Source organism: Pseudomonas quebecensis, assembly GCF_026410085.1.
GTDB lineage: Bacteria > Pseudomonadota > Gammaproteobacteria > Pseudomonadales > Pseudomonadaceae > Aquipseudomonas > Aquipseudomonas quebecensis.
The window spans coordinates 1,277,370-1,298,051 of the sequence record NZ_CP112866.1 but is presented as its reverse complement, the minus strand read 5'-3'; the positions used below and the strand labels follow the sequence as shown (position 1 = coordinate 1,298,051).

Sequence of the window (20,682 nt, the reverse complement as noted above, 5' to 3'; positions counted from 1 at the left end):
CTTGTCAGGCATCCTGACCGACGCCCACCTCGAATTGATAACCGCCCAGAGAGCCCGTCATGCCGCCGGGGTAACGCCGTGGTTCGGTGGACGCCGAAGCGCCGGCCACTTCAATCTGCCGTTGCAGTTCGTGAACGGCCATATCGAGCAAACGCTGCAGATCTTCGGCGCTGTGGGCAGACACGTTCAAGTGCAATTGATAGGTAGCGGTGACCGATGGAGGCTGATCGATGCTGGGCTCAGGGCTCGGCTCGGAGGTGCGGATAAATTGCGCAGCGCTCATGATTTGAGCGTGCTCCTCGTCCATCAGGTCCAACACTTTCGACAACGCCAGCGTTTGCTCCGGATGGGCCTGGATACGGTCCTTGATCTCCAGGCGCCGCATCTGCCATTCCCGCAGTTTTTCTCGAGTGAGGTCGTCAACTTTTTCCACTTACGCTGCCTCCGAATGCCAGGCAGTGAAGTATGCCACCGATCAAACGACGGGCTGACGTGAGTTTTCAACCGTCGCGACAATGCCACCATCGACTGCTCGAAGGCAGATGGTTCGCATACGTTTTTTTAAGATTTGGATAGACAACAAAGGAAGAGCGTTATGGAGGCAACCCCACCAGCCACACCCCGGCACACAATGTTCCCGCTGTGGCTGCTCCCTTCCGGGCCTGACCAGGTTAACGGGTAATCGTTGCGGGGGGACCGATGGGGTCACCATAACGACGCTGGCCTCTCGGCAAGCCGCGCCATTGTACCGATCTCATGGGAAGTTACAACCGTTGGTGACCGATTAAAAATATGAAGAGGTTCAAGCACTTGCCTTGACCACACGCTTTGCCCTCACACACGGGTTAATCAATGTGCCTGCAACACCTCGTCCGCACGCCCACCCTCCTCCTGGATCACCAGGTGGATAAAGTGCAGTTTGGCGATCACCGCCGGTGGCAGTACGAAGGGGTAGAAATCCGGCTGGCCCATGCTGCGCGAGAGTTCGTTCAGCATGCCGGCCAGTTCGATCCAGGCATTGACGAACGAAAGAAATGCCGGACCGCCTGGGTGTTCAGGGTCGTAGAGGGTGGCGAGGGGGAACGGCTGATAATCCAGGTCCATCTCGCGGGCGCTCATGCCGAAGCCCAGGGCGGTGTCCACGGCGTCCATCATGTGCAGGTAGTGCGCCCAGGTCTCGGCCCAGTCTTCCCAAGGGTGCATGGTGGCGTAGGCGCTGACGCAGGTGTGCTGCCAGTCCGGTCGCGGCCCGTGCTGATAGTGCCGCTCGAGAGCATCGGCGTAGCTGGCGCGTTCGTCGCCGAATAATTGGCGAAAAGGTTCGAGCCAGTGGCTGTCGGCGATCAGGCGATCCCAATAGTAATGACCGACTTCATGGCGAAAGTGGCCGAGCAAGGTGCGGTAAGGCTCGTGCATCTGCACGCGGACTTGCTCGCGGTGGGCGTCGTCGGCTTCTTTGATGTCCAGGGTGATCAGACCGTTGGCATGGCCGGTGGTGGGCGCGTTGCCCTGCAGGTCGATGCCGATAAAGTCGAAGGCCAGGCCGGTATCTTCGTCGACGCGCTTGGGCACCACTTGCAAGCCCAGGCTGATCAACTGCGCCACCAGGCGGCGCTTGGCGGTTTCCACTTTGCGCCAGCGCTCGTGGTTTTCCACGATGGACAGGTCCGGAATGGTGCGATTGAGGCTGCAAGCCACGCACAGCGGCGCGGTGCTGTGCGCCGGGATCAGCCAGTTGCAGGCCGCCGGCGTGTCGAGGTTGGCGCAGCGACGAAAAGCACCGGCGTCGAGATTGCCGTCCTGCAGCCACGTCCCGGTCACGGGGCCGGGCTGCAGGGACGCCAGGCGACTCTGCTGCGGCTGATAACCCAGCAGCGCCGAGCAGGCCAGGCACTGACTGTTGCGAAAGAACAGCGCCTGGCCGCAACGGCATTGCCAGACCTTGCCGTTGCGCGAGGTATCGGCCATGAACGGTGCGGCAATGCGCGAACTGAGCTGCTCGAAATAGCGGAACATGGCGATCTCTCCCAGGGATGACCAAGACTAGATCATCGCGGACTCCGGATCGTTCCACTTGGCAGGCACGAGGTGCGCAGCGCAGCCCGCGCCCTGCAGACGCCGTCAGACAGATAAGTTGTGCCGGGCCAGGAAAGCGATAAATGCCTCTTCATCCAGTACTTTCAAACCGAGCTCGGTAGCCTTGGTCAGCTTGGAGCCGGCGCCGGGGCCCGCGACCACGCAGTGAGTCTTGGCCGAGACGGAGCCGGCCACCTTGGCGCCCAGGCTTTCCAGCTTGTCCTTGGCCACGTCGCGGCTCATCAGCTCCAGCGAGCCGGTCAGCACCCAGGTGTGGCCGGCTTCGGGCAACCCTTCGATGACTTTTTTCTCGCTGTGCCAGTGCATGCCGAAGTCCTTGAGCTGCTGCTCGATCGCCAGGGCGCGGCGCGCATTCTGCGGGTTATCGAAAAAGTCACGCACGGCCTTGGCCTGCTTCTCGGGCAATGCCTGGCGCATGTCCAGCCAGTCGGCCTGGATTACGCCGTCGAGGCTGCCGAATCTGTCCGCCAGTTTCTGCGCGGCGCCGGGACCGACGCTGGGCACATTGAGCTTGTCGAGCAACCCGCCGAGGGTGGCGCTGGCGGCGAATTCGGCGCTCAGATCGCCCTGCTCCTGCAACTGCAGGCCGCATTCGTCCGGCGACAGCAACGCGCCGATCACCTGTTGGTTGTGGCCGTCCTCAAAGAAACTGTGGATCTCATGCGCCACTTCCAGGCCCACGTCCGGCAAGTACGTGAGCACTTCCGGCAAAGCCTGTTGCACGCGCGCAAGGGAGGCCAGCGAGCGCGCCAGCACCTTGGCGGTCTCCTCGCCCACATCGGGAATACCCAAGGCGTAGATAAAGCGCGCCAGGGTCGGCGACTTGCTGTTTTCGATGGCGGCGATCAGCTTTTTGCTGGAGATATCGGCGAAGCCTTCCAGGTCGATGATCTGCTCGTACGTGAGCTTATAGAGGTCAGCCGGGGAACCGATGAGGTGTTCATCCACCAGTTGCTCAATGGTCTTGTCACCCAGGCCGTCGATGTCCATGGCGCGACGCGACACGAAGTGGATGATCGCCTGCTTGAGCTGCGCGCCGCAGGCCAGGCGCCCGACACAGCGGTACACCGCGCCCTCGCTGACGGTTTCCTTGCCTTTGCTGCGCTTGACCAGTTGCGTGCGCTCCACATGGGAACCGCACACCGGGCAGCTTTCAGGGACCTGCACCGCGCGTGCGTGTTCCGGGCGGCGCTCGGTGACCACCGAAACCACCTGCGGGATGACATCGCCGGCGCGGCGGATTATCACGGTGTCGCCGATCATCAGGCCCAGTCGCGCCACTTCGTCCATGTTGTGCAAGGTGGCGTTGGCCACGGTTACACCAGCAACCTTGACCGGTTTCAAGCGCGCGACCGGCGTCACGGCGCCCGTGCGGCCGACCTGGAATTCCACATCGAGCAGTTCGGTCAGTTCTTCCATGGCCGGGAATTTGTGGGCGATGGCCCAGCGCGGTTCGCGGGCGCGAAAGCCCAGCTCGCGTTGGGAGGCAAGGCTGTTGACCTTGAACACCACACCGTCGATTTCATACGGCAGGCTGTTACGCCGCTCGCCGATGTCGCGGTAGTAGTCGAGGCATTCCTGAATACCCTTGGCCAGTTTCAGCTCATGACTGATGGGCAGCCCCCACTGTTGCAATTGCTTGAGGTTGCCGATATGCGTGTCGCTGATATCGGCGGTGACCTGGCCGATGCCGTAGCAGCAGAACTCCAGCGGGCGGCTGGCGGTAATCTTCGAATCCAGCTGGCGCAGGCTGCCGGCGGCGGCGTTGCGCGGGTTGGCGAAGGTCTTGCCGCCCACTTCCAACTGCGACGCGTTGAGCCGCTCGAAACCGGCCTTGGACATGAACACTTCGCCGCGCACTTCCAGGGTCGCCGGCCAGCCGCTGCCGTGCAGCTTTAAAGGGATATTGCGCACGGTACGCACGTTGACGCTGATGTCTTCGCCGGTGGTGCCGTCGCCGCGGGTGGCACCGCGTATCAAATCGCCGTCCTGGTACAACAGGCTGACCGCCAGCCCGTCGAGCTTCGGCTCGCAGCTGTATTCCACCGCCGCACCGCCGCCGAACAGATCGCCCACCGGCAGATCGAGGCCCTCGGTGACGCGGCGATCGAACTCAAGCATGGTGGCTTCATCGAACGCGTTGCCCAGGCTGAGCATCGGGATCTCATGCTTGACTTGAGTAAACGCCGACAACGCCGCGCTGCCGACCCGCTGCGTCGGAGAATCGCGCGTGACCAGCTCCGGGTGCTCGGCTTCGAGAGCCTTGAGCTCGTGGAACAGACGATCGTACTCGGCGTCCGGAATGCTCGGCTCGTCGAGAACGTGGTAGCGGTAGTTGTGCTGATCCAGTTCAGCGCGCAGTTCGAGGATGCGGGTGTGGGCGGCGGTCATGGTGTTCTCTCATAAAGCAAAAGAGCAGCCGAAGCTGCTCAAATGTTGGTGCGCTTATTCTAATGACAACGCTGGAAGCCAATCCTCAGCGTTTCTGTGTCAGGGCGCGACGCTCGAACTCGACGATACGCTGACGGTAGTGTTCGATGGTCTGGGCGGTCAGCACGCTGCGCTGGTCGTCCTTGAGCTCGCCGTTGAGCTCCCGAGACAGCTTGCGCGCTGCGGCCACCATCACGTCGAACGCTTGTTTGGGGTGACGCGGGCCCGGCAGGCCGAGGAAAAAGCTCACCGCCGGCGTGCTGAACAGGTCGATATCGTCCAGATCAAAAGTACCCGGTTTGACCGCGTTGGCCATGGAGAACAGCACTTCGCCATTGCCGGCCATGCTTTCGTGGCGGTGGAAAATATCCATCTCGCCGAAGCGCAGGCCGCTTTCGAGGATGTTCTGCAACAATGCCGGGCCCTTGAAGCCGCCCGCATCGCGGCAAATAACACTGATCACCAGGACTTCTTCGGCGGCCGGCTGGTCGTTGACCGATTGGCGCGGCGCGTTCCTGCCGGTGTTTTCATCCGGGAAATCGTCGTCGCGACTGCTGAAACCGGGGCCTTCGTTTACGTCCAGATTCAAGTCGCCCTGTTGTGGCTCGGCCACCGGGTTGGCACGCTTGCCGCGTTTGGACGACGGCTCGCGGGCTTCACGCACCGGCGCACTCATCGACGGCAGGTCGTGCTCGTCCAACTGAGGCTCTTTATGGGTGTCCAGCACACGGGGCGGGCCCAGCAACTCGGCGCTGCCGTCATCGTCGGGCAAGTTGGACAGGTTGCGGTCCAGGCGGAACTTGAGCTTGCCCTTGCCACCGCGCATGCGGCGCCAGCCATCAAAAAGAATACCGGCAATGACAATAATGCCGATGACGATCAGCCACTCGCGCAGACCGATTTCCATGTAATCCCGTGCCTCTAATAAAAAATGCTGAAAAATAAGGGGTTTAGCACCGTGCAAACCGCTTTAAAACGTGGCGCCAACTCTATGTTCTGACTGACGTTTTGCCCACGCACACGAAAAATTGACATTAAACTAGCACGACCAAAGATAACTTTACACAGTTGGCGCGAAATGTGTCGAATTGCCAGCTTTCAGGCGTAGCAGGCAATCTCCTACAGCAGTCGCCAACTGTGAGCCACAGGCCCTGAGCGACAAGCTTCAAGCTGACTCACTTGCCGCTTGAAGCTTGCCGTCAGGCGTCCACCATCGCCATCGCCTCTTCCACGTCCACCGCCACCAGGCGCGAACAACCCGGCTCGTGCATCGTCACCCCCATCAATTGATCAGCCATTTCCATGGCGATCTTGTTGTGGGTGATATAGATGAACTGCACGGTCTGGGACATCTCCTTGACCAGCCGCGCATAGCGCCCCACGTTCGCATCATCCAGCGGTGCATCCACTTCATCGAGCATGCAGAACGGCGCCGGGTTCAGCTTGAAGATGGCAAACACCAACGCCAACGCAGTCAGGGCTTTTTCGCCGCCGGAGAGCAAATGGATGGTGCTGTTCTTCTTCCCTGGCGGACGCGCCATGATCGTCACCCCTGTATCGAGTAGATCTTCGCCCGTCAGTTCCAAGTAGGCGCTGCCGCCACCGAAAACTTTTGGGAATAAGGCCTGTAAACCGCCATTAATCTGATCAAAGGTATCTTTGAAACGGTTGCGGGTTTCCTTGTCGATCTTGCGGATCACGTTTTCCAGGGTATCCAGTGCCTCCACCAGGTCGGCGTCCTGGGCATCCAGATAACGCTTGCGCTCGGACTGCTGCTGATATTCATCGATCGCGGCGAGGTTGATCGCGCCCAGGCGTTGAATCCGCGCGGCAATGCGTTCGAGTTCTTCTTCGGCGTCTTTCTCGTTGGCCTGGGCGGTCAAGGTATTGAGCACGCCGTGCAGGTCGTAGCCGTCTTCCAGCAATTGGTCCTGCAGGGTTTTGCGACGCACGGTGAGGGCCTGCCATTCCATGCGCTGTTGTTCGAGCTGGCCGCGGATCAACTGGGACTGCTGCTCGGCCTGTGTCCGGCGTTTTTCTGCGTCGCGCAATTCGCGGTCGGCATCTTCCAGGGCGATCTGCGCGGTCTTGAGCTCTTCGTCGACGGTCATGCGCTTGTCGAGCAACTCTTCGAGCTTGAGGCGCAACTCTTCCAGCGGCGCTTCGCCCTCCTCCAGGTTGAGGCTCAGTTGCTCGCGCTTTTCGGTCAGGCGTTCGGACTGCATCTCCAGGCGCTCAAGAGCCTGGGCCGTGGACGCGTGCTGGGCCTTGAGCGAGCCCAGGCGCACGGCCAACTGATGGGCGTGGTCCTTGTGCTGGCGCGCTTCCTGGCGCACACGGTCGAGGCGCTCGCGCAGGCTGTCACGCTGGGCCAGCAGCAGTTCGCGCTGTTCGGTGTCCTGGGCCATGCTGTCGAGCGCCTCCTGCAAGTGCAGGCGCGCTTCGCCGATCTGTTCGTGCTCCAGGGCGCGTTGTTCGCCCATCTCGGCGACCTCTTCGTCGAGCCGGGTGCGGCGCAGGGTCAGTTGCTCGACCTTGGCCTTGCTCGCCGACAGTTGCGCCTTGAGTTCGCCTTGCTGGCGCGCTTCATCCTGCAACAGGCGACGCAGGTGTTCGCGGCCGGTCTCTTGCTGGCGCTGGGTGGCGCGCAGGGTTTGCAGTTCGGTTTCGAGACGTTCGAGGGTGGCTTCGCGTTCTTCGCGCTCGGCGCTCAGGCTGACGATTTCCTGGCCACGGGCCAGAACGCCGCTTTCCGCTTCGCTGGCGCGGCGCACACGCAGGAAGTGGCGGCCAACCCAGTAACCGTCACGGCTGATCAGGCTTTCGCCTGCCGCCAGCCCACCGCGCTGGGCCAGGGCCTGCTCCAGGGAGTCGACCGGCTTGACCTGGCCCAGCCACGGCGACAGATCAATCGCGGCCTCGACCTTATCCAGCAGGCTGCCCGGCACCCGTGCGCCATCGGCGGCGGGGCTGAGCAAACGCAGATCGCCCTGGGCAAACCCGGCGAGGTCGAAGCCGCCGAAATCGTCCACCAGCACGGCTTGCAGGTCGGCCCCCAACACGGTTTCAACGGCCAGCTCCCAACCGGCGTCGACTTTCAAACCTTCGGCCAGACGCGGGCGCTCAGCCAGGTGCTGGTCGCGCAGCCATTCGGCGGTGCCGGTGCCGGGGTCCAGCGCGGCTTGCTGCAGGGCCTCAAGGGATGCCAGACGTCCGTTAAGCCGCTGTAAATCGCCCTGAGCCTGCTGCTGCGCCTGGGTCGCCTGTTGCAATTGCTGGCGCAGTTGCTCCAGGCGCTCGACTTGCTGTTCTTCGCTGGCTTCCAGCTCCTCCAGCGTCATTTCGCTTTCGGCCAGTTGCTCGCTGAGGTCCATGATCGCCGCGTCTTCCGGGTCGGCGGCAAGCAGCACGCGCTCTTCCTGCAAGCGGCGCTGGCGCTCGGCCAGGCGTTCCATGCTGGTTTCCAGTTGCTGGATGCGCGACTGCTGCACCTCGGCCTGGCGGCGCGGTTCGGCCGATTGCAGGTTGAAGGCGTCCCACTGTTCCTGCCAGCCGTGCATGGTGGCTTCGGCTTCCTCCAGGGCAGCGGCGGCTTCTTCAGCGGCGGCGCTGGTGATCTCTTGCTCGGGGATGAGCATGTCCAGCTCTTCGCCGAGGGTCAGCAGCAAGGTGCGGTCGTGGCCCAGGTGGGATTCGGTCTCCAGGCGCGCGCGCTCGGCTTCCTTCAGATCGTCCTGCAATTGGCGCAGACGCTGCTGGCCGTGCTGGATGCTCTGCTCGACTCGGGCGATATCGCCGCCCACCGAATAGAAGCGGCCCTGCACCAGATTGAAGCGCTCGGACAGATCATGGTGCCCGTCGCGCAGGCGTTCGATGCTGGCGTCGGCGTTGCGCTGCTCGGCCACCAGCGCTTCGAAGCTGATTTCCTGGGTGCCGATGATGACTTCGCGCTGGCCCACCTGATCGTTCAAGGCCTGCCAGCGCAGGGCCGACAGTTGCGCCTTGAGCTGGCGCTCTTCGCCCTTGTACTCCTGATACTTTTCGGCGGCCTGGGCCTGGCGGTGCAGGCGCTCCAACTGGCGCTCCAGCTCTTCGCGCAGGTCGGTCAGCCGGGCGAGGTTTTCGTGGGTGCGGCGGATGCGGTTTTCGGTCTCGCGACGGCGCTCCTTGTACTTGGAGATGCCGGCCGCTTCTTCGATGAAGTTGCGCAGGTCCTCGGGCTTGGCTTCGATCAGCTTGGAGATCATGCCCTGTTCGATGATCGAGTAGCTGCGCGGGCCGAGGCCAGTGCCGAGGAAGATATCGGTAATGTCGCGACGTCGGCACTTGGTGCCGTTGAGGAAGTAGCTGTTCTGGCTGTCGCGCGTGACTTTGCGGCGGATGGAGATTTCCGCGTAGGCCGCGTATTCGCCGATCAGGGTGCCGTCGGAGTTGTCGAACACCAGCTCGATGCTGGCCTGGCTCACCGGCTTGCGGCTGGTGGAGCCGTTGAAGATGACGTCGGTCATCGACTCGCCGCGCAGGTTCTTGGCCGAGCTCTCGCCCATCACCCAGCGGACGGCGTCGATGATGTTCGACTTGCCGCAGCCATTGGGCCCCACCACCGCCGCCATGTTACTGGGGAAGTTCACCGTGGTCGGGTCGACGAAGGATTTGAACCCCGCCAGTTTGATGCACTTGAGCCGCACGTTCAGGCGTCCGTTAACGCAGCGATGACCAACGAGCAACTGCGCTGGCCGTAGGCCGACAGCACTTGGCGAATCTGCGGCAGGTCACGGGCCAGCACGGCGGCGAGCAGTTGCTCGAACAGCGCCAGGTACTCGCTCATCTCGGCCTTGCGCTGGTCCAGGGCCAGGTAATAGGCGCGGTTCATCGCCGGCTGCAGGTTTTCGACGGTTTCCTGCAGGTACGGGTTGTTAGCGAAGGGGTACGCGGCGCGCATCACATTGAAGCTTTCTTCGACGAAGGCGCGGATATCCTGACGCTCGAAGTTGCTCACCAAACGCTGCTGGATCTGCACGAACGGCGCCATGTCGGCCTGGGTCTGCCAGCCCTGCGCCACTGCATTGCCGAGCAGGATGTACAACTCGCCCATCAACGTGCACAGGCTCTGCACCTTGTGTGCGGTCAGCTCGGTGACGTGAGCGCCACGGCGCGGCAGGATCGCGATCAGGTGCCGGCGTTCAAGGATCAGCAGGGCTTCGCGCACGGAGCCGCGGCTGACATTGAGTGCCAGCGTGACCTTCTGTTCCTGGATACGCTCCCCAGGCTTGAGATCGCCGCGAATGATACGTTCGGCGAGGTGGTGAGCGATCTGCTCGGCGAGACTGTCCGGCGCCTTGAACGTCATGGGTTTCCTTCAAAATCGTCTATCGATACAAGCGCGGCAGTGTAGCGCATTGGCCCGCTGATGGCGCTACGCCCACTGTCGCGAATTGGCATGAAATAAGCAGCTCTCCCCGTCTACAAGCCGCCAAAAACGCCGGTTCCAGAAGACTGAACCATAATTGAATGGGTTGTGACCGCATTTTCTTGACCCTTAGGTCAGAAAACAATTGACCGAAAAGTCAGACATGACTAGATTCGGCCCACAGCGGTTAACAACAATAATGAGTCTGCGAGGCCTTCCGTGATCCAGTTTTTACTCAACCAGGAACTCCGTAGCGAGCACGCCCTGGACCCCAATCTGACCGTGCTCAATTATCTTCGCGAGCACCTGGGCAAACCCGGTACCAAGGAAGGCTGCGCCAGCGGCGACTGTGGTGCATGCACCGTGGTAGTCGGCGAGTTGCACACCGATGATCAAGGCGTCGAGCACATTCGCTATCGCAGCCTCAATTCATGCCTGACCTTTGTGTCGTCATTGCACGGCAAGCAACTGATCAGCGTCGAGGACCTCAAGCACCAGGGCCAACTGCACAGCGTGCAGCAGGCCATGGTGGAGTGCCACGGCTCGCAATGCGGTTTTTGCACCCCCGGTTTCGTGATGTCGTTGTTCGCACTGCAGAAGAACAGCGACGCCCCCGACAGCGCCAAGGCCCACGAAGCGCTGGCCGGCAATCTGTGTCGCTGCACCGGTTACCGGCCGATTCTCGCCGCCGCCGAACAGGCCTGCTGCAACAAGCCCAAGGACCAATTCGACAGCCGCCAGGCCGACACCATCGCGCGCCTCAAAAGCATCGCACCAACCCAGACCGGCGAACTCAACAGCGGCGACAAACGTTGCCTGGTGCCCCTGACCGTGGCCGACTTGGCCGACCTTTACGACGCCTATCCGCAAGCCCGTTTGCTGGCCGGCGGCACCGACCTGGCGTTGGAAGTCACTCAGTTCCACCGCACGCTGCCGGTGATGATCTACGTCGGCAACATTGAAGAAATGAAGCGCATCGAGTCGTTCGACGACCGCCTGGAAATCGGCGCCGCCACCCCGCTCTCCGACTGCTACGCCGCGTTGCACCAGGCATACCCGGACTTCGGCGATCTGCTGCACCGCTTCGCCTCCCTGCAGATCCGCAACCAGGGCACCCTGGGCGGCAATATCGGTAACGCCTCGCCGATCGGAGACTCGCCGCCGCTGCTGATCGCACTCGGCGCACAGATCGTGCTGTGCAAAGGCGACACCCGGCGCACCCTGGCGCTGGAAGACTACTTCATCGATTACCGCGTCACCGCGCGCCAGGACAGCGAATTCATCGAGAAGATCATCGTGCCCAAGGGCCATACGCTGTTCCGCGCCTACAAGGTGTCCAAACGCCTGGATGACGATATTTCCGCCGTCTGCGCCGCTTTCAATCTGACCCTCGACAACGGTGTGGTCCAGACCGCCCGCGTGGCCTTCGGTGGCATGGCCGCCACGCCCAAACGCGCTCGACACTGCGAGGCCGTACTGGTGGGCGCCACCTGGAACGCCGCCACGGTCGAGAAAGCCTGCGCCGCCCTGGCCGAGGACTTCACGCCGCTGTCGGACTTCCGCGCCAGCAAGGAATACCGCCTGCTCAGCGCGCAGAACCTGCTGCGCAAATACTTTATCGAGCTGCAAACACCGCACATCGAGACTCGGGTGACCGCTTATGTCTAACCATCACGCCGTGGAAAAAACCCAGGCCGAGCTGGCCGAACTGTTCGCCCAGGACTTGACCAGCGGAGTCGGGCGCAGCGTCAAGCATGACAGCGCCGCCAAGCACGTCTCGGGCGAGGCGCAGTACATCGACGACCGCCTGGAATTCCCCAATCAGTTGCATGTGTACGCTCGCCTGTCCGACCGCGCCCACGCGCGCATCCTCAGCCTCGACACCGCACCCTGCTACGCCTTTGACGGCGTACGTATTGTCATCACCCATGAAGACGTGCCGGGACTTAAAGACATCGGCCCGCTGCTGCCCGGCGACCCGCTGCTGGCCATCGACACCGTGCAGTTCGTCGGCCAGGTGGTGCTGGCCGTGGCCGCCCGCGACCTGGAGACCGCGCGCAAAGCGGCGATGGCGGCAGTGATCGAATACCAGGACCTGGAACCGGTGCTGGATGTGGTCGAGGCCTATCGCAATAAACACTTCGTGCTCGACAGCCACACGCACCAGCGCGGTGATTCGGCGGGTGCATTGGCCACGGCCAAAAATCGCATTCAGGGCACGCTGCATATCGGCGGCCAGGAGCACTTCTACCTGGAAACCCAGATCTCCTCGGTGATGCCCACCGAAGACGGCGGCATGATCGTCTACTGCTCCACCCAGAACCCCACCGAAGTACAGAAGCTGGTGGCCGAAGTGCTGGACGTGTCGATGAACAAAATCGTCGTGGACATGCGCCGCATGGGCGGTGGCTTCGGCGGCAAGGAAACCCAGGCCGCCAGCCCGGCATGCCTGTGCGCGGTGATCGCGCACCTGACCGGCCAGCCGACCAAGATGCGCCTGCCGCGGGTCGAGGACATGCTGATGACCGGCAAACGTCACCCCTTCTATATCGAATACGACGTGGGCTTCGACGACAGCGGTCGTCTGCATGGCATCCAATTGGAACTGGCGGGCAACTGCGGCTGCTCGCCGGACCTGTCGAACTCGATTGTCGACCGCGCCATGTTCCACGCCGACAATGCCTATTACCTGGGCGACGCCACGGTCAACGGCCATCGCTGCAAGACCAACACTGCGTCCAATACCGCTTACCGGGGTTTCGGCGGCCCGCAAGGCATGGTTGCGATTGAGGAGGTGATGGACGCCATCGCCCGTCATCTGGCGCTGGACCCGCTGGCGGTGCGCAAGGCCAACTACTACGGCAAGACCGAGCGCAACGTCACCCACTACTACCAGACCGTCGAGCACAACCTGCTTGAGGAGATGACCGCCGAACTGGAAGCCAGCAGCCAATACGCCGAGCGCCGCGAAGCGGTTCGCCGCTACAACGCCCACAGCCCGATCCTGAAAAAAGGCCTGGCGCTGACCCCGGTCAAATTCGGCATTTCGTTTACCGCCAGTTTCCTCAATCAGGCCGGCGCGCTGATCCATGTCTACACCGACGGCAGCATCCACCTGAACCACGGCGGCACCGAGATGGGCCAGGGCTTGAACACCAAGGTCGCCCAAGTGGTGGCCGAAGTGTTCCAGGTCGGCATCGACCGCGTGCAGATCACCGCCACCAACACCGACAAGGTACCCAACACATCGCCGACCGCCGCTTCCAGCGGTGCCGACCTGAATGGCAAGGCCGCGCAGAATGCCGCCGAAACCATCAAGCAGCGCCTGGTGGAATTCGCCGCGCGCAAGTACGACGTCAGTGAAGCGGATGTGCAGTTTCACAACGGTCATGTGCGCGTGCGCGAGCAGATCCTGACCTTCGAGACGCTGATCCAACAGGCGTACTTCGCCCAGGTCTCGCTGTCGAGCACCGGGTTCTACAAGACCCCGAAAATCTTTTACGACCGCAGCCAGTCGCGCGGCCGACCGTTCTATTACTACGCGTTTGGCGCGGCCTGCTGCGAAGTGCTCGTCGATACCCTGACCGGCGAATACAAGATGCTGCGCACGGACATCCTTCACGATGTGGGCGCTTCGCTGAACCCGGCCATCGACATCGGCCAGGTGGAAGGCGGTTTCATCCAGGGCATGGGCTGGCTGACCATGGAGGAACTGGTGTGGAACGACAAAGGCAAACTGATGACCAACGGCCCGGCCAGCTACAAGATCCCGGCGGTCGCCGACATGCCGCTGGACCTGCGGGTCACGCTGGTGGAAAACCGCAAGAACCCGGAAGACACGGTGTTCCACTCCAAGGCCGTGGGTGAACCGCCGTTCATGCTCGGCATTGCCTCGTGGTGTGCGATCAAGGATGCGGTCGCAAGCCTTGCAGGTTATCGCCATCAGCCGAAGATCGACGCGCCGGCAACACCGGAGCGGGTGTTGTGGGGGTGTGAACAGATGCGCCAGTTGCAGGCGGCGACAGCCATTGAGACTGAAGCCGAGATGGCTTCGCTCTAGATCGAGGTGCTGCCATCGGGGGCAAGCCCCTTCCACATAGTGATCTGCGAATGCTTTCAAATGTGGGAGGGGCTTGCCCCGATAGCGGCCTGACAGGACACCACAAGAGGTGACTATGAATAACTGGATCAGCGCCCTCGCCGACCTGCAGAACCAGGGCGAACCCTGCGTCCTGGTGACCATCATCGAAGAACTCGGCTCCACGCCCCGCAATGCCGGTTCCAAGATGGTCATCAGCGCCGCCCAGACCTTCGACACCATCGGCGGCGGGCACCTGGAATACAAAGCGATGCAGATCGCCCGCGAGATGCTTGCCCGTGGCCAGCAGAACACCCACCTGGAGCGCTTCAGCCTGGGCGCGAGCCTGGGCCAATGCTGCGGTGGCGTCACCGTGCTGCTGTTCGAACCCATGGGCCAGGTGCAGGCGCAGATTGCGGTGTTCGGCGCCGGCCATGTGGGCCGCGCGCTGGTGCCGTTGCTGGCAGGCCTGCCGTGCCGAGTGCGCTGGATCGATTCGCGCGAGCAGGAGTTTCCGCAACAGATCCCCGAGGGCGTGCGTAAAATCGTCAGCGAAGAACCGGTCGACGAAATCGCCGACTTGCCGGTGGGCAGTTACTGCATCGTCATGACCCACAATCACGCCCTCGACCTGGAACTCAGCGCGGCCTTGCTCAAACGCAACGATTTCGCCTACTTCGGCCTGATCGGCTCGCAGACCAAACGCGTCAAGTTCGAACACCGCCTGCGTGATCGCGGCTTCGACACCGCCCAACTGCAACGCATGCGCTGCCCCATGGGCCTCGCCGAGGTGAAGGGCAAATTACCGGTGGAGATCGCCATCTCCATCGCCGGCGAAATCATCGCCACCTATAACGCCAATTTCGGCCAGAACAACGCAAGCGCCGAACCCATTGCCAAACTGCTGCCGGTGTCACGCCGCAGCCAAGCTACCCATTGAGACCACCATGCCTTTGACTCGCAAAGCCTACCGCGCCGCCATCCTGCACAGCATCGCCGACCCCGCCGAGGTGGGGATCGAAGCCTCCTATGAGTATTTCGAAGACGGCCTGCTGGTGATCGACAACGGCCGCATCAGCGCCGTCGGGCACGCCGGCGACTTGCTGCCGACGCTGCCGGCCGATATCGACGTGACCCATTACCAGGACGCGTTGATCACCCCCGGCCTGATCGACACCCATATCCATTTGCCGCAGACCGGCATGGTTGGCGCTTATGGCGAACAGTTGCTGGATTGGCTCAACACGTACACCTTCCCCTGCGAAAGCCAATTCGCCGATAAGGCCCACGCCGAGCAAGTAGCGGATATTTTCATCAAGGAACTGCTGCGCAACGGCACCACCACCGCATTGGTGTTCGGCAGCGTGCACCCACAATCGGTGAACGCGTTTTTCGAAGCAGCCGAGAAGCTCGACCTGCGCATGATCGCCGGCAAGGTGATGATGGACCGCAACGCCCCGGATTATCTGACCGACACGCCCGAGTCCAGCTATCAGGACAGCAAAACCCTGATTGAGCGCTGGCACGGCAAAGGCCGCCTGCATTACGCGGTCACGCCACGCTTCGCCCCTACCAGCACGCCGGAGCAATTGTCACTGGCCGGGCAGCTGCTGGGGGAATATCCGGATCTGTATATGCAGACACACATCAGCGAGAACCTGCAGGAAGTGCAGTGGGTGAAAGAACTATTCCCGGAGCGCAGCGGCTACCTGGACGTGTACGACCATTACCAGCTGCTGGGCGAGCGCTCGGTGTTTGCCCACGGCGTGCACCTGTGCGACGACGAATGCGCACGGCTGGCGCAAACCGGCTCGGCAGTCGCCTTTTGCCCGACCTCGAACCTGTTCCTGGGCAGCGGACTGTTCAACTTGCCGATGGCCGAGAAGCACAAACTGAATGTCGGCCTGGGCACCGATGTGGGAGGCGGCACCAGTTTCTCGCTGCTGCAAACCCTTAACGAAGCCTACAAGGTTATGCAGTTGCAGGGCGCGCGGTTGAGCCCGTTCAAATCGCTGTACCTGGCCACCCTGGGCGGTGCACGGGCGCTGCGCCTGGAAGACAAAATCGGCACGTTGCAGCCGGGCACGGACGCGGACTTCCTGGTGCTGGACTACAACGCCACACCACTGCTCAGCTACCGCCTGAAGCAGTCCAACAGTATCGACGAGACGTTATTTGTATTGATGACCCTGGGGGATGACCGGGCGGTGCTGCAGACCTATGCCGCCGGCCAACTGGTGCACCAGCGCTGATCTCGGCCACAGCACAAAAACAATGTGGGAGGGGGCTTGCCCCCTCCCACATTTTGTCCCTGGCACATCAGGAAAATTACAGCTTTATCGAGGAACGCCCAGGCTTTTTGGTCTGCAACAGATGCGAGAACACCGCATGCAGATCATCCGACGCGCTCTCTTCGTCGAGGTTGAGCTTGCTGTCGATGTGATCCATGTGATGCATCATCAGGTTCACCGCCAATACCGCGTCGCGGGCTTCGATCGCATCGATCAACTGCGTGTGTTCATCGTAGGAACAGTGGGAACGGTTACCGCTTTCGTACTGGGCGATAATCAGCGAGGTCTGGGACACCAGGCTGCGCTGGAAGCTGATCAGCGGTGCGTTCTTCGCCGCTTCGGCCAGCTTGAGGTGGAATTCGCCGGAGAGGCGGATACCGGCACCGCGATCGCCACGGGAAAAGCTGTCGCGCTCGTCGTTGACCATCTGGCGCAACTCGGCCAGTTGCTCGGCGGTAGCATGCTGCACCGCCAATTCGGTAATCGCTCGCTCCACCAGCCGCCGGGCCAGGAACACTTGGCGCGCTTCTTCCACGCTCGGGCTGGCCACCACCGCGCCGCGATTGGGTCGCAGCAACACCACGCCTTCATGGGCCAGTCGCGACAGGGCGCGACGAATGATGGTGCGGCTTACGCCAAAGATTTCGCCCAGTGCCTCTTCGCTCAATTTAGTGCCGGGTGCCAGGCGTTGTTCAAGGATGGCCTCGAAAATATGCGCGTAGACGATATCGTCCTGGGTTCCGCTGCGACCGGCCTTGCCGGCACGCGGTTGTTTCTTGAGAGGTTGCAACTGTTCGTTCATGGGCACTCGGGTTTGGAGAACGGCGGCGAATTATCGGTAATACGGCAACAGCGGGTCGCTGGCAAGTATCCGCTAAAAACAGGGCACATTGTACACAACCCAATGAGCCAACACACTGTACGGCTGTTTGCGCCGCCGGCTGTATTGCAATGGGTATCAGCGTTTGAGTTTAGGCTTGAATCCGCACCTCCACCGGCCAAACCCAGGTAAAAGGAACACCTTTCCATGACCGAAGCCACCCAAGCGCGCCTGCGCCCGCTGGCGGACACTTCCCCATCGGCCGTTGTCGCCGGCTTTATCGCCATGATGACCGGCTACACCAGTTCCCTGGTACTGATGTTCCAGGCCGGGCAGGCCGCCGGATTGACCACGGCGCAGATCTCTTCATGGATCTGGGCGATCTCCATCGGCATGGCGGTGTGCAGCATCGGCCTGTCCCTGCGTTACCGCACGCCGATCACCATCGCCTGGTCCACTCCCGGCGCGGCGCTGTTGATCACCAGTCTGGGCGGCGTGAGCTACGGTGAAGCCATTGGCGCTTACATCACCTGTGCGGTGCTGGTGACGCTGTGCGGCTTGACCGGCAGTTTTGAAAAACTGGTCAAGCGTATTCCAGCGTCGCTGGCGGCGGCGTTGCTGGCCGGCATTCTGTTCAAGATCGGCAGCGAGATTTTCGTCGCCGCCCAGCATCGCACCGGCCTGGTGCTGGGGATGTTCTTCACCTACCTGATCATCAAACGCCTGTCGCCGCGCTATGCCGTGCTCGCCGCGCTGATCATCGGCACCCTGCTGTCGGGGGCGATGGGGCTGCTGGACTTCAGCGGGTTTGAGTTGGAAGTCGCCACGCCGGTGTGGACCACGCCGCACTTCTCGCTGGCGGCCACCATCAGCATCGGCATTCCGCTGTTTGTGGTGGCGATGACCTCGCAGAACATGCCGGGCGTGGCGGTGTTACGCGCCGATGGCTACAACGTGCCGGCCTCGCCGCTGATCACCGCCACCGGCCTGGCCTCGTTGGTGCTGTCGCCGTTCGGCTCCCACGGCATCAACCTGGCGGCGATCAGCGCGGCCATCTGCACCGGGCCTCACGCCCACGAGGACCGTAACAAACGTTACACGGCGGCGGTCTGGTGCGGCGCGTTCTACGGCATCGCCGGTGTGTTCGGCGCGACATTGGCGGCGTTGTTCGCAGCGTTGCCCAAGGAACTGGTGCTGTCGATTGCGGCGTTGGCGTTGTTCGGCTCGATCATCAACGGCTTGAGCATTGCGATGAATGAACCCAGGGAGAGGGAAGCGGCGCTGATCACCTTCATGGTCACCGCGTCAGGCTTGACGCTGTTTTCCATCGGCTCGGCGTTCTGGGGGATTGTGGCGGGGGTGTTGACGCTGCTGATTCTGAATGGGCGGAGGTAGGGGTTAGCTGCAAGCTTCAAGCTTCAAGCTTCAAGCCACATGAGCTTGCGGCTTGAAGCTTGTAACTTACCGCTTCAATTCTTGGAATTGATCGGCTTTTCCGGATACCACACGTCCAGCAGCGGGCTGACTTCAGCCTTGGTCAGCTCGGAACGGGTTTTCAGCCAGGCTTCAACGGCAGCGCGCTGCTCTTCGGAAACCGAGCCACGCTTCTGCAGGCAAACCAGACCGTAGTCATCGCCGCCGACGTAGCCCAGACCGTTGGCTTCCATGGCTTCTTTGATGAATGCTTCGAGGAAAGCGTCGATAGCTTCTTCACTCAGGCCTTCTTTGAAGTCCAGGTTCAGTTCGAAACCCAGCTCTTGAAATTCATCAACGCACAGTTTTTTGCGCAGACGCTGGGAACGGTTAGTCGCCATTGGAACAGTCCTCTTAAGTAATAACGGCCGGCACTTTAGCAGTTTAAGGCGACGATTGCCCGACTCTCTGGGACAGGCGGCATTCTGCTGGAAAAAAAACGCCGATTTCCAGCTATCGTTCAGCTACAAATACGCCCGCCTTGGGGCATAATGCCGACACTTTCATGACCATTGAGGGATTTTTCTTATTGTCCCCTCGCCTTTTTCACCCTCCCTCAGCAGTAGGGTTTTACTCTTTATGATCAAATCTTTGCGTCCCCTGTTACTGGCCGGTTTTCTTTTGCCACTGGCCTTTTCCGTCACCGCCGCCCCGATCAATACCACCCTGCCGCCCAACGTCGCGCAGGCCCTGCAAAAAGCCAAACTGCAAAATACTGCGTTATCCCTGGTTATGCTGCCGCTCAACGGTCCGGGCACGCCGACCGTGTTCAACGCCGACGTGTCGGTGAACCCGGCCTCCACCATGAAGCTGGTCACCACCTACGCGGCCCTGGAAATGCTCGGCCCCAACCATCAGTGGAAAACCGAGTTCTACACCGACGGCACCCTCAGCGGTGGCGTATTGCATGGCAACCTGTACCTCAAGGGCGGTGGTGATCCCAAGCTGAACATGGAAAAACTCTGGTTGCTGATGCGCGACCTGCGCGCCAACGGTGTGCAGCAGGTTACCGGCGACCTGGTGCTGGACCGCGGCTTCTTTATTCCGCCGCAATTGCCGGAGTTCAACGACGATGGCAACGACGAAAACAAGCCATTCCTGGTCAAACCCGATGCCTTGCTGGTCAACCTCAAGGCCTTGCGTTTCGTGACACGCAATGATGGCGGCCGGGTGCTGGTTTCGGTGGAGCCGCCGATTGCGAGCATCCGTATCGACAATCAGGTCAAGGTTTCCAACGCCAAGCAATGCACCGGGGATGTGCGCTACAACCCGGTGACCGCCGCCGATGGCAGCGTGACCGTGACCGTCAGTGGCCAACTGGCCGACGGCTGCAGTTCACAGACGTACCTGTCGCTGCTCGACCACGCCACCTATACCGCCGGCGCAGTGCGGGCAATCTGGAAGGAGCTGGGCGGCAGCATCCAGGGCCGCGATATCCAGGCGCCGGTGCCCAAGGATGCCAAAGTGCTGGCCCGCGCGTTCTCGCCGGACCTGGCGGAAATCATCCGCGACATCAACAAATACAGTAACAACACCATGGCCCAGCAGTTGTTCCTGAGCCTGGGCGCGCAGTTCCGCAATGATGCCGACGGCGACGATGCCAAGGCCGCGCAGCGCGTGGTGCGCCAGTGGCTGGCGAAAAAAGGCATCACCGCGCCGCACCTGGTGATGGAGAACGGCTCCGGCCTGTCGCGCGCCGAACGGGTCAGCGCCCGTGAAATGGCAGCCATGCTGCAGGCAGCCTGGAAGAGCCCGTATGCGGCGGAATACATCAGCTCGATGCCTATCGCCGGCACCGATGGCACCATGCGCAAGCGCTTGAAGACGACCGCCATGCGCGGCGAGGCGCACGTCAAGACGGGCACGTTGAACACCGTGCGCGCCATCGCCGGGTTCAGCCGTGACAACAACGGCAACACCTGGGTGGTAGTGGCGATCCTCAACGATCCCAAGCCATGGGGCGCTTCGTCGGTACTCGACCAGGTCCTGCTGGACCTGTACCGCCAGCCTAAACTGACGGCGGCGGCGCCGGTGCTCTAAAACAGCGTTAGCCTGAGGGGGGCTTGTTGCGGTGAACCATTAA

14 protein-coding genes and 1 other RNA gene are annotated in these 20,682 nt (G+C 61.8%); 6 read left to right on the top strand and 9 right to left on the bottom strand.

The features are described from left to right. Positions 1-4 precede the first annotated feature (4 nt). The 7 genes from OSC50_RS06140 to OSC50_RS06110 all read right to left on the bottom strand — a co-directional run bounded on the left by OSC50_RS06140 (position 5) and on the right by OSC50_RS06110 (position 9,877). Positions 5-433 (bottom strand): hypothetical protein, encoded by a 429-nt coding sequence (locus OSC50_RS06140; RefSeq protein WP_266246323.1) that lies wholly within the window; start codon positions 431-433, stop codon positions 5-7. 172 nt (positions 434-605) lie between these two features. Continuing rightward, positions 606-702, bottom strand: an RNA gene (gene ffs, locus OSC50_RS06135) — signal recognition particle sRNA small type. A gap of 147 nt (positions 703-849) precedes the next feature. Continuing rightward, positions 850-2,016: a zinc-binding metallopeptidase family protein gene (locus tag OSC50_RS06130; RefSeq protein ID WP_266246324.1), complete on the bottom strand. Its 1,167-nt coding sequence runs from the start codon at positions 2,014-2,016 to the stop codon at positions 850-852. A gap of 105 nt (positions 2,017-2,121) precedes the next feature. Further along, entirely contained in the window at positions 2,122-4,488 is a 2,367-nt protein-coding gene (gene ligA / locus OSC50_RS06125) for an NAD-dependent DNA ligase LigA (RefSeq protein WP_266246325.1), read from the bottom strand. A gap of 85 nt (positions 4,489-4,573) precedes the next feature. After that, a complete protein-coding gene (gene zipA / locus OSC50_RS06120; protein WP_266246326.1) occupies positions 4,574-5,434 on the bottom strand; it encodes a cell division protein ZipA in 861 nt (286 codons plus the stop codon). A 292-nt stretch (positions 5,435-5,726) separates the two neighbouring features. Further along, the gene (smc, locus tag OSC50_RS06115; RefSeq protein WP_266246327.1) at positions 5,727-9,215 is read right to left on the bottom strand and encodes a chromosome segregation protein SMC; all 3,489 of its coding nucleotides are present in this window, start codon (positions 9,213-9,215) and stop codon (positions 5,727-5,729) included. Positions 9,216-9,217: 2 nt separating this feature from the next. Next, positions 9,218-9,877, bottom strand: coding sequence for a GntR family transcriptional regulator (locus OSC50_RS06110; RefSeq protein WP_181076111.1), 660 nt, complete (start codon positions 9,875-9,877; stop codon positions 9,218-9,220). Between the two features lie 279 nt (positions 9,878-10,156). On the opposite strand from OSC50_RS06110, the gene xdhA reads away from it, so the two are divergent. From xdhA to guaD, 4 genes are all read left to right on the top strand, one after another. Then, complete coding sequence (gene xdhA, locus OSC50_RS06105; protein ID WP_266246329.1) at positions 10,157-11,605, top strand: xanthine dehydrogenase small subunit; 1,449 nt, start codon at positions 10,157-10,159, stop codon at positions 11,603-11,605. Beyond that, complete coding sequence (gene xdhB, locus OSC50_RS06100; protein WP_266246330.1) at positions 11,598-13,997, top strand: xanthine dehydrogenase molybdopterin binding subunit; 2,400 nt, start codon at positions 11,598-11,600, stop codon at positions 13,995-13,997. Before xdhA ends, xdhB begins: the two co-directional genes overlap by 8 nt. Before the next feature lie 115 nt (positions 13,998-14,112). Then, entirely contained in the window at positions 14,113-14,955 is an 843-nt protein-coding gene (gene xdhC, locus OSC50_RS06095) for a xanthine dehydrogenase accessory protein XdhC (RefSeq protein WP_266246331.1), read from the top strand. 7 nt (positions 14,956-14,962) lie between these two features. After that, positions 14,963-16,267, top strand: coding sequence for a guanine deaminase (guaD, locus tag OSC50_RS06090; RefSeq protein WP_253508898.1), 1,305 nt, complete (start codon positions 14,963-14,965; stop codon positions 16,265-16,267). A 76-nt stretch (positions 16,268-16,343) separates the two neighbouring features. Here the strand turns inward: guaD and OSC50_RS06085 are convergent, their stop codons facing one another. After that, the gene (locus OSC50_RS06085) at positions 16,344-17,108 is read right to left on the bottom strand and encodes a GntR family transcriptional regulator (protein WP_016979279.1); all 765 of its coding nucleotides are present in this window, start codon (positions 17,106-17,108) and stop codon (positions 16,344-16,346) included. Positions 17,109-17,333: 225 nt separating this feature from the next. Between OSC50_RS06085 and OSC50_RS06080 the strand changes: the two genes are divergently transcribed. After that, positions 17,334-18,521: a benzoate/H(+) symporter BenE family transporter gene (locus OSC50_RS06080; protein WP_266246332.1), complete on the top strand. Its 1,188-nt coding sequence runs from the start codon at positions 17,334-17,336 to the stop codon at positions 18,519-18,521. A gap of 74 nt (positions 18,522-18,595) precedes the next feature. Here the strand turns inward: OSC50_RS06080 and OSC50_RS06075 are convergent, their stop codons facing one another. Next, positions 18,596-18,940, bottom strand: coding sequence for a YggL family protein (locus OSC50_RS06075; RefSeq protein WP_090400317.1), 345 nt, complete (start codon positions 18,938-18,940; stop codon positions 18,596-18,598). A 238-nt stretch (positions 18,941-19,178) separates the two neighbouring features. On the opposite strand from OSC50_RS06075, the gene dacB reads away from it, so the two are divergent. After that, positions 19,179-20,639, top strand: coding sequence for a D-alanyl-D-alanine carboxypeptidase/D-alanyl-D-alanine endopeptidase (gene dacB, locus OSC50_RS06070; RefSeq protein WP_253508902.1), 1,461 nt, complete (start codon positions 19,179-19,181; stop codon positions 20,637-20,639). Positions 20,640-20,682 lie beyond the last annotated feature (43 nt).

What these genes read in the sequence shown, in the direction of transcription:
- OSC50_RS06130 (WP_266246324.1), bottom strand. Translation starts at nt 2,016, where the DNA reads ATGTTCCGCTATTTCGAGCAGCTCAGTTCGCGCATTGCCGCACCGTTC.
- ligA (WP_266246325.1), bottom strand. Translation starts at nt 4,488, where the DNA reads ATGACCGCCGCCCACACCCGCATCCTCGAACTGCGCGCTGAACTGGAT.
- zipA (WP_266246326.1), bottom strand. Translation starts at nt 5,434, where the DNA reads ATGGAAATCGGTCTGCGCGAGTGGCTGATCGTCATCGGCATTATTGTC.
- OSC50_RS06110 (WP_181076111.1), bottom strand. Translation starts at nt 9,877, where the DNA reads ATGACGTTCAAGGCGCCGGACAGTCTCGCCGAGCAGATCGCTCACCAC.
- xdhB (WP_266246330.1), top strand. Translation starts at nt 11,598, where the DNA reads ATGTCTAACCATCACGCCGTGGAAAAAACCCAGGCCGAGCTGGCCGAA.
- xdhC (WP_266246331.1), top strand. Translation starts at nt 14,113, where the DNA reads ATGAATAACTGGATCAGCGCCCTCGCCGACCTGCAGAACCAGGGCGAA.
- guaD (WP_253508898.1), top strand. Translation starts at nt 14,963, where the DNA reads ATGCCTTTGACTCGCAAAGCCTACCGCGCCGCCATCCTGCACAGCATC.
- OSC50_RS06085 (WP_016979279.1), bottom strand. Translation starts at nt 17,108, where the DNA reads ATGAACGAACAGTTGCAACCTCTCAAGAAACAACCGCGTGCCGGCAAG.
- OSC50_RS06080 (WP_266246332.1), top strand. Translation starts at nt 17,334, where the DNA reads ATGACCGAAGCCACCCAAGCGCGCCTGCGCCCGCTGGCGGACACTTCC.
- OSC50_RS06075 (WP_090400317.1), bottom strand. Translation starts at nt 18,940, where the DNA reads ATGGCGACTAACCGTTCCCAGCGTCTGCGCAAAAAACTGTGCGTTGAT.
- dacB (WP_253508902.1), top strand. Translation starts at nt 19,179, where the DNA reads ATGATCAAATCTTTGCGTCCCCTGTTACTGGCCGGTTTTCTTTTGCCA.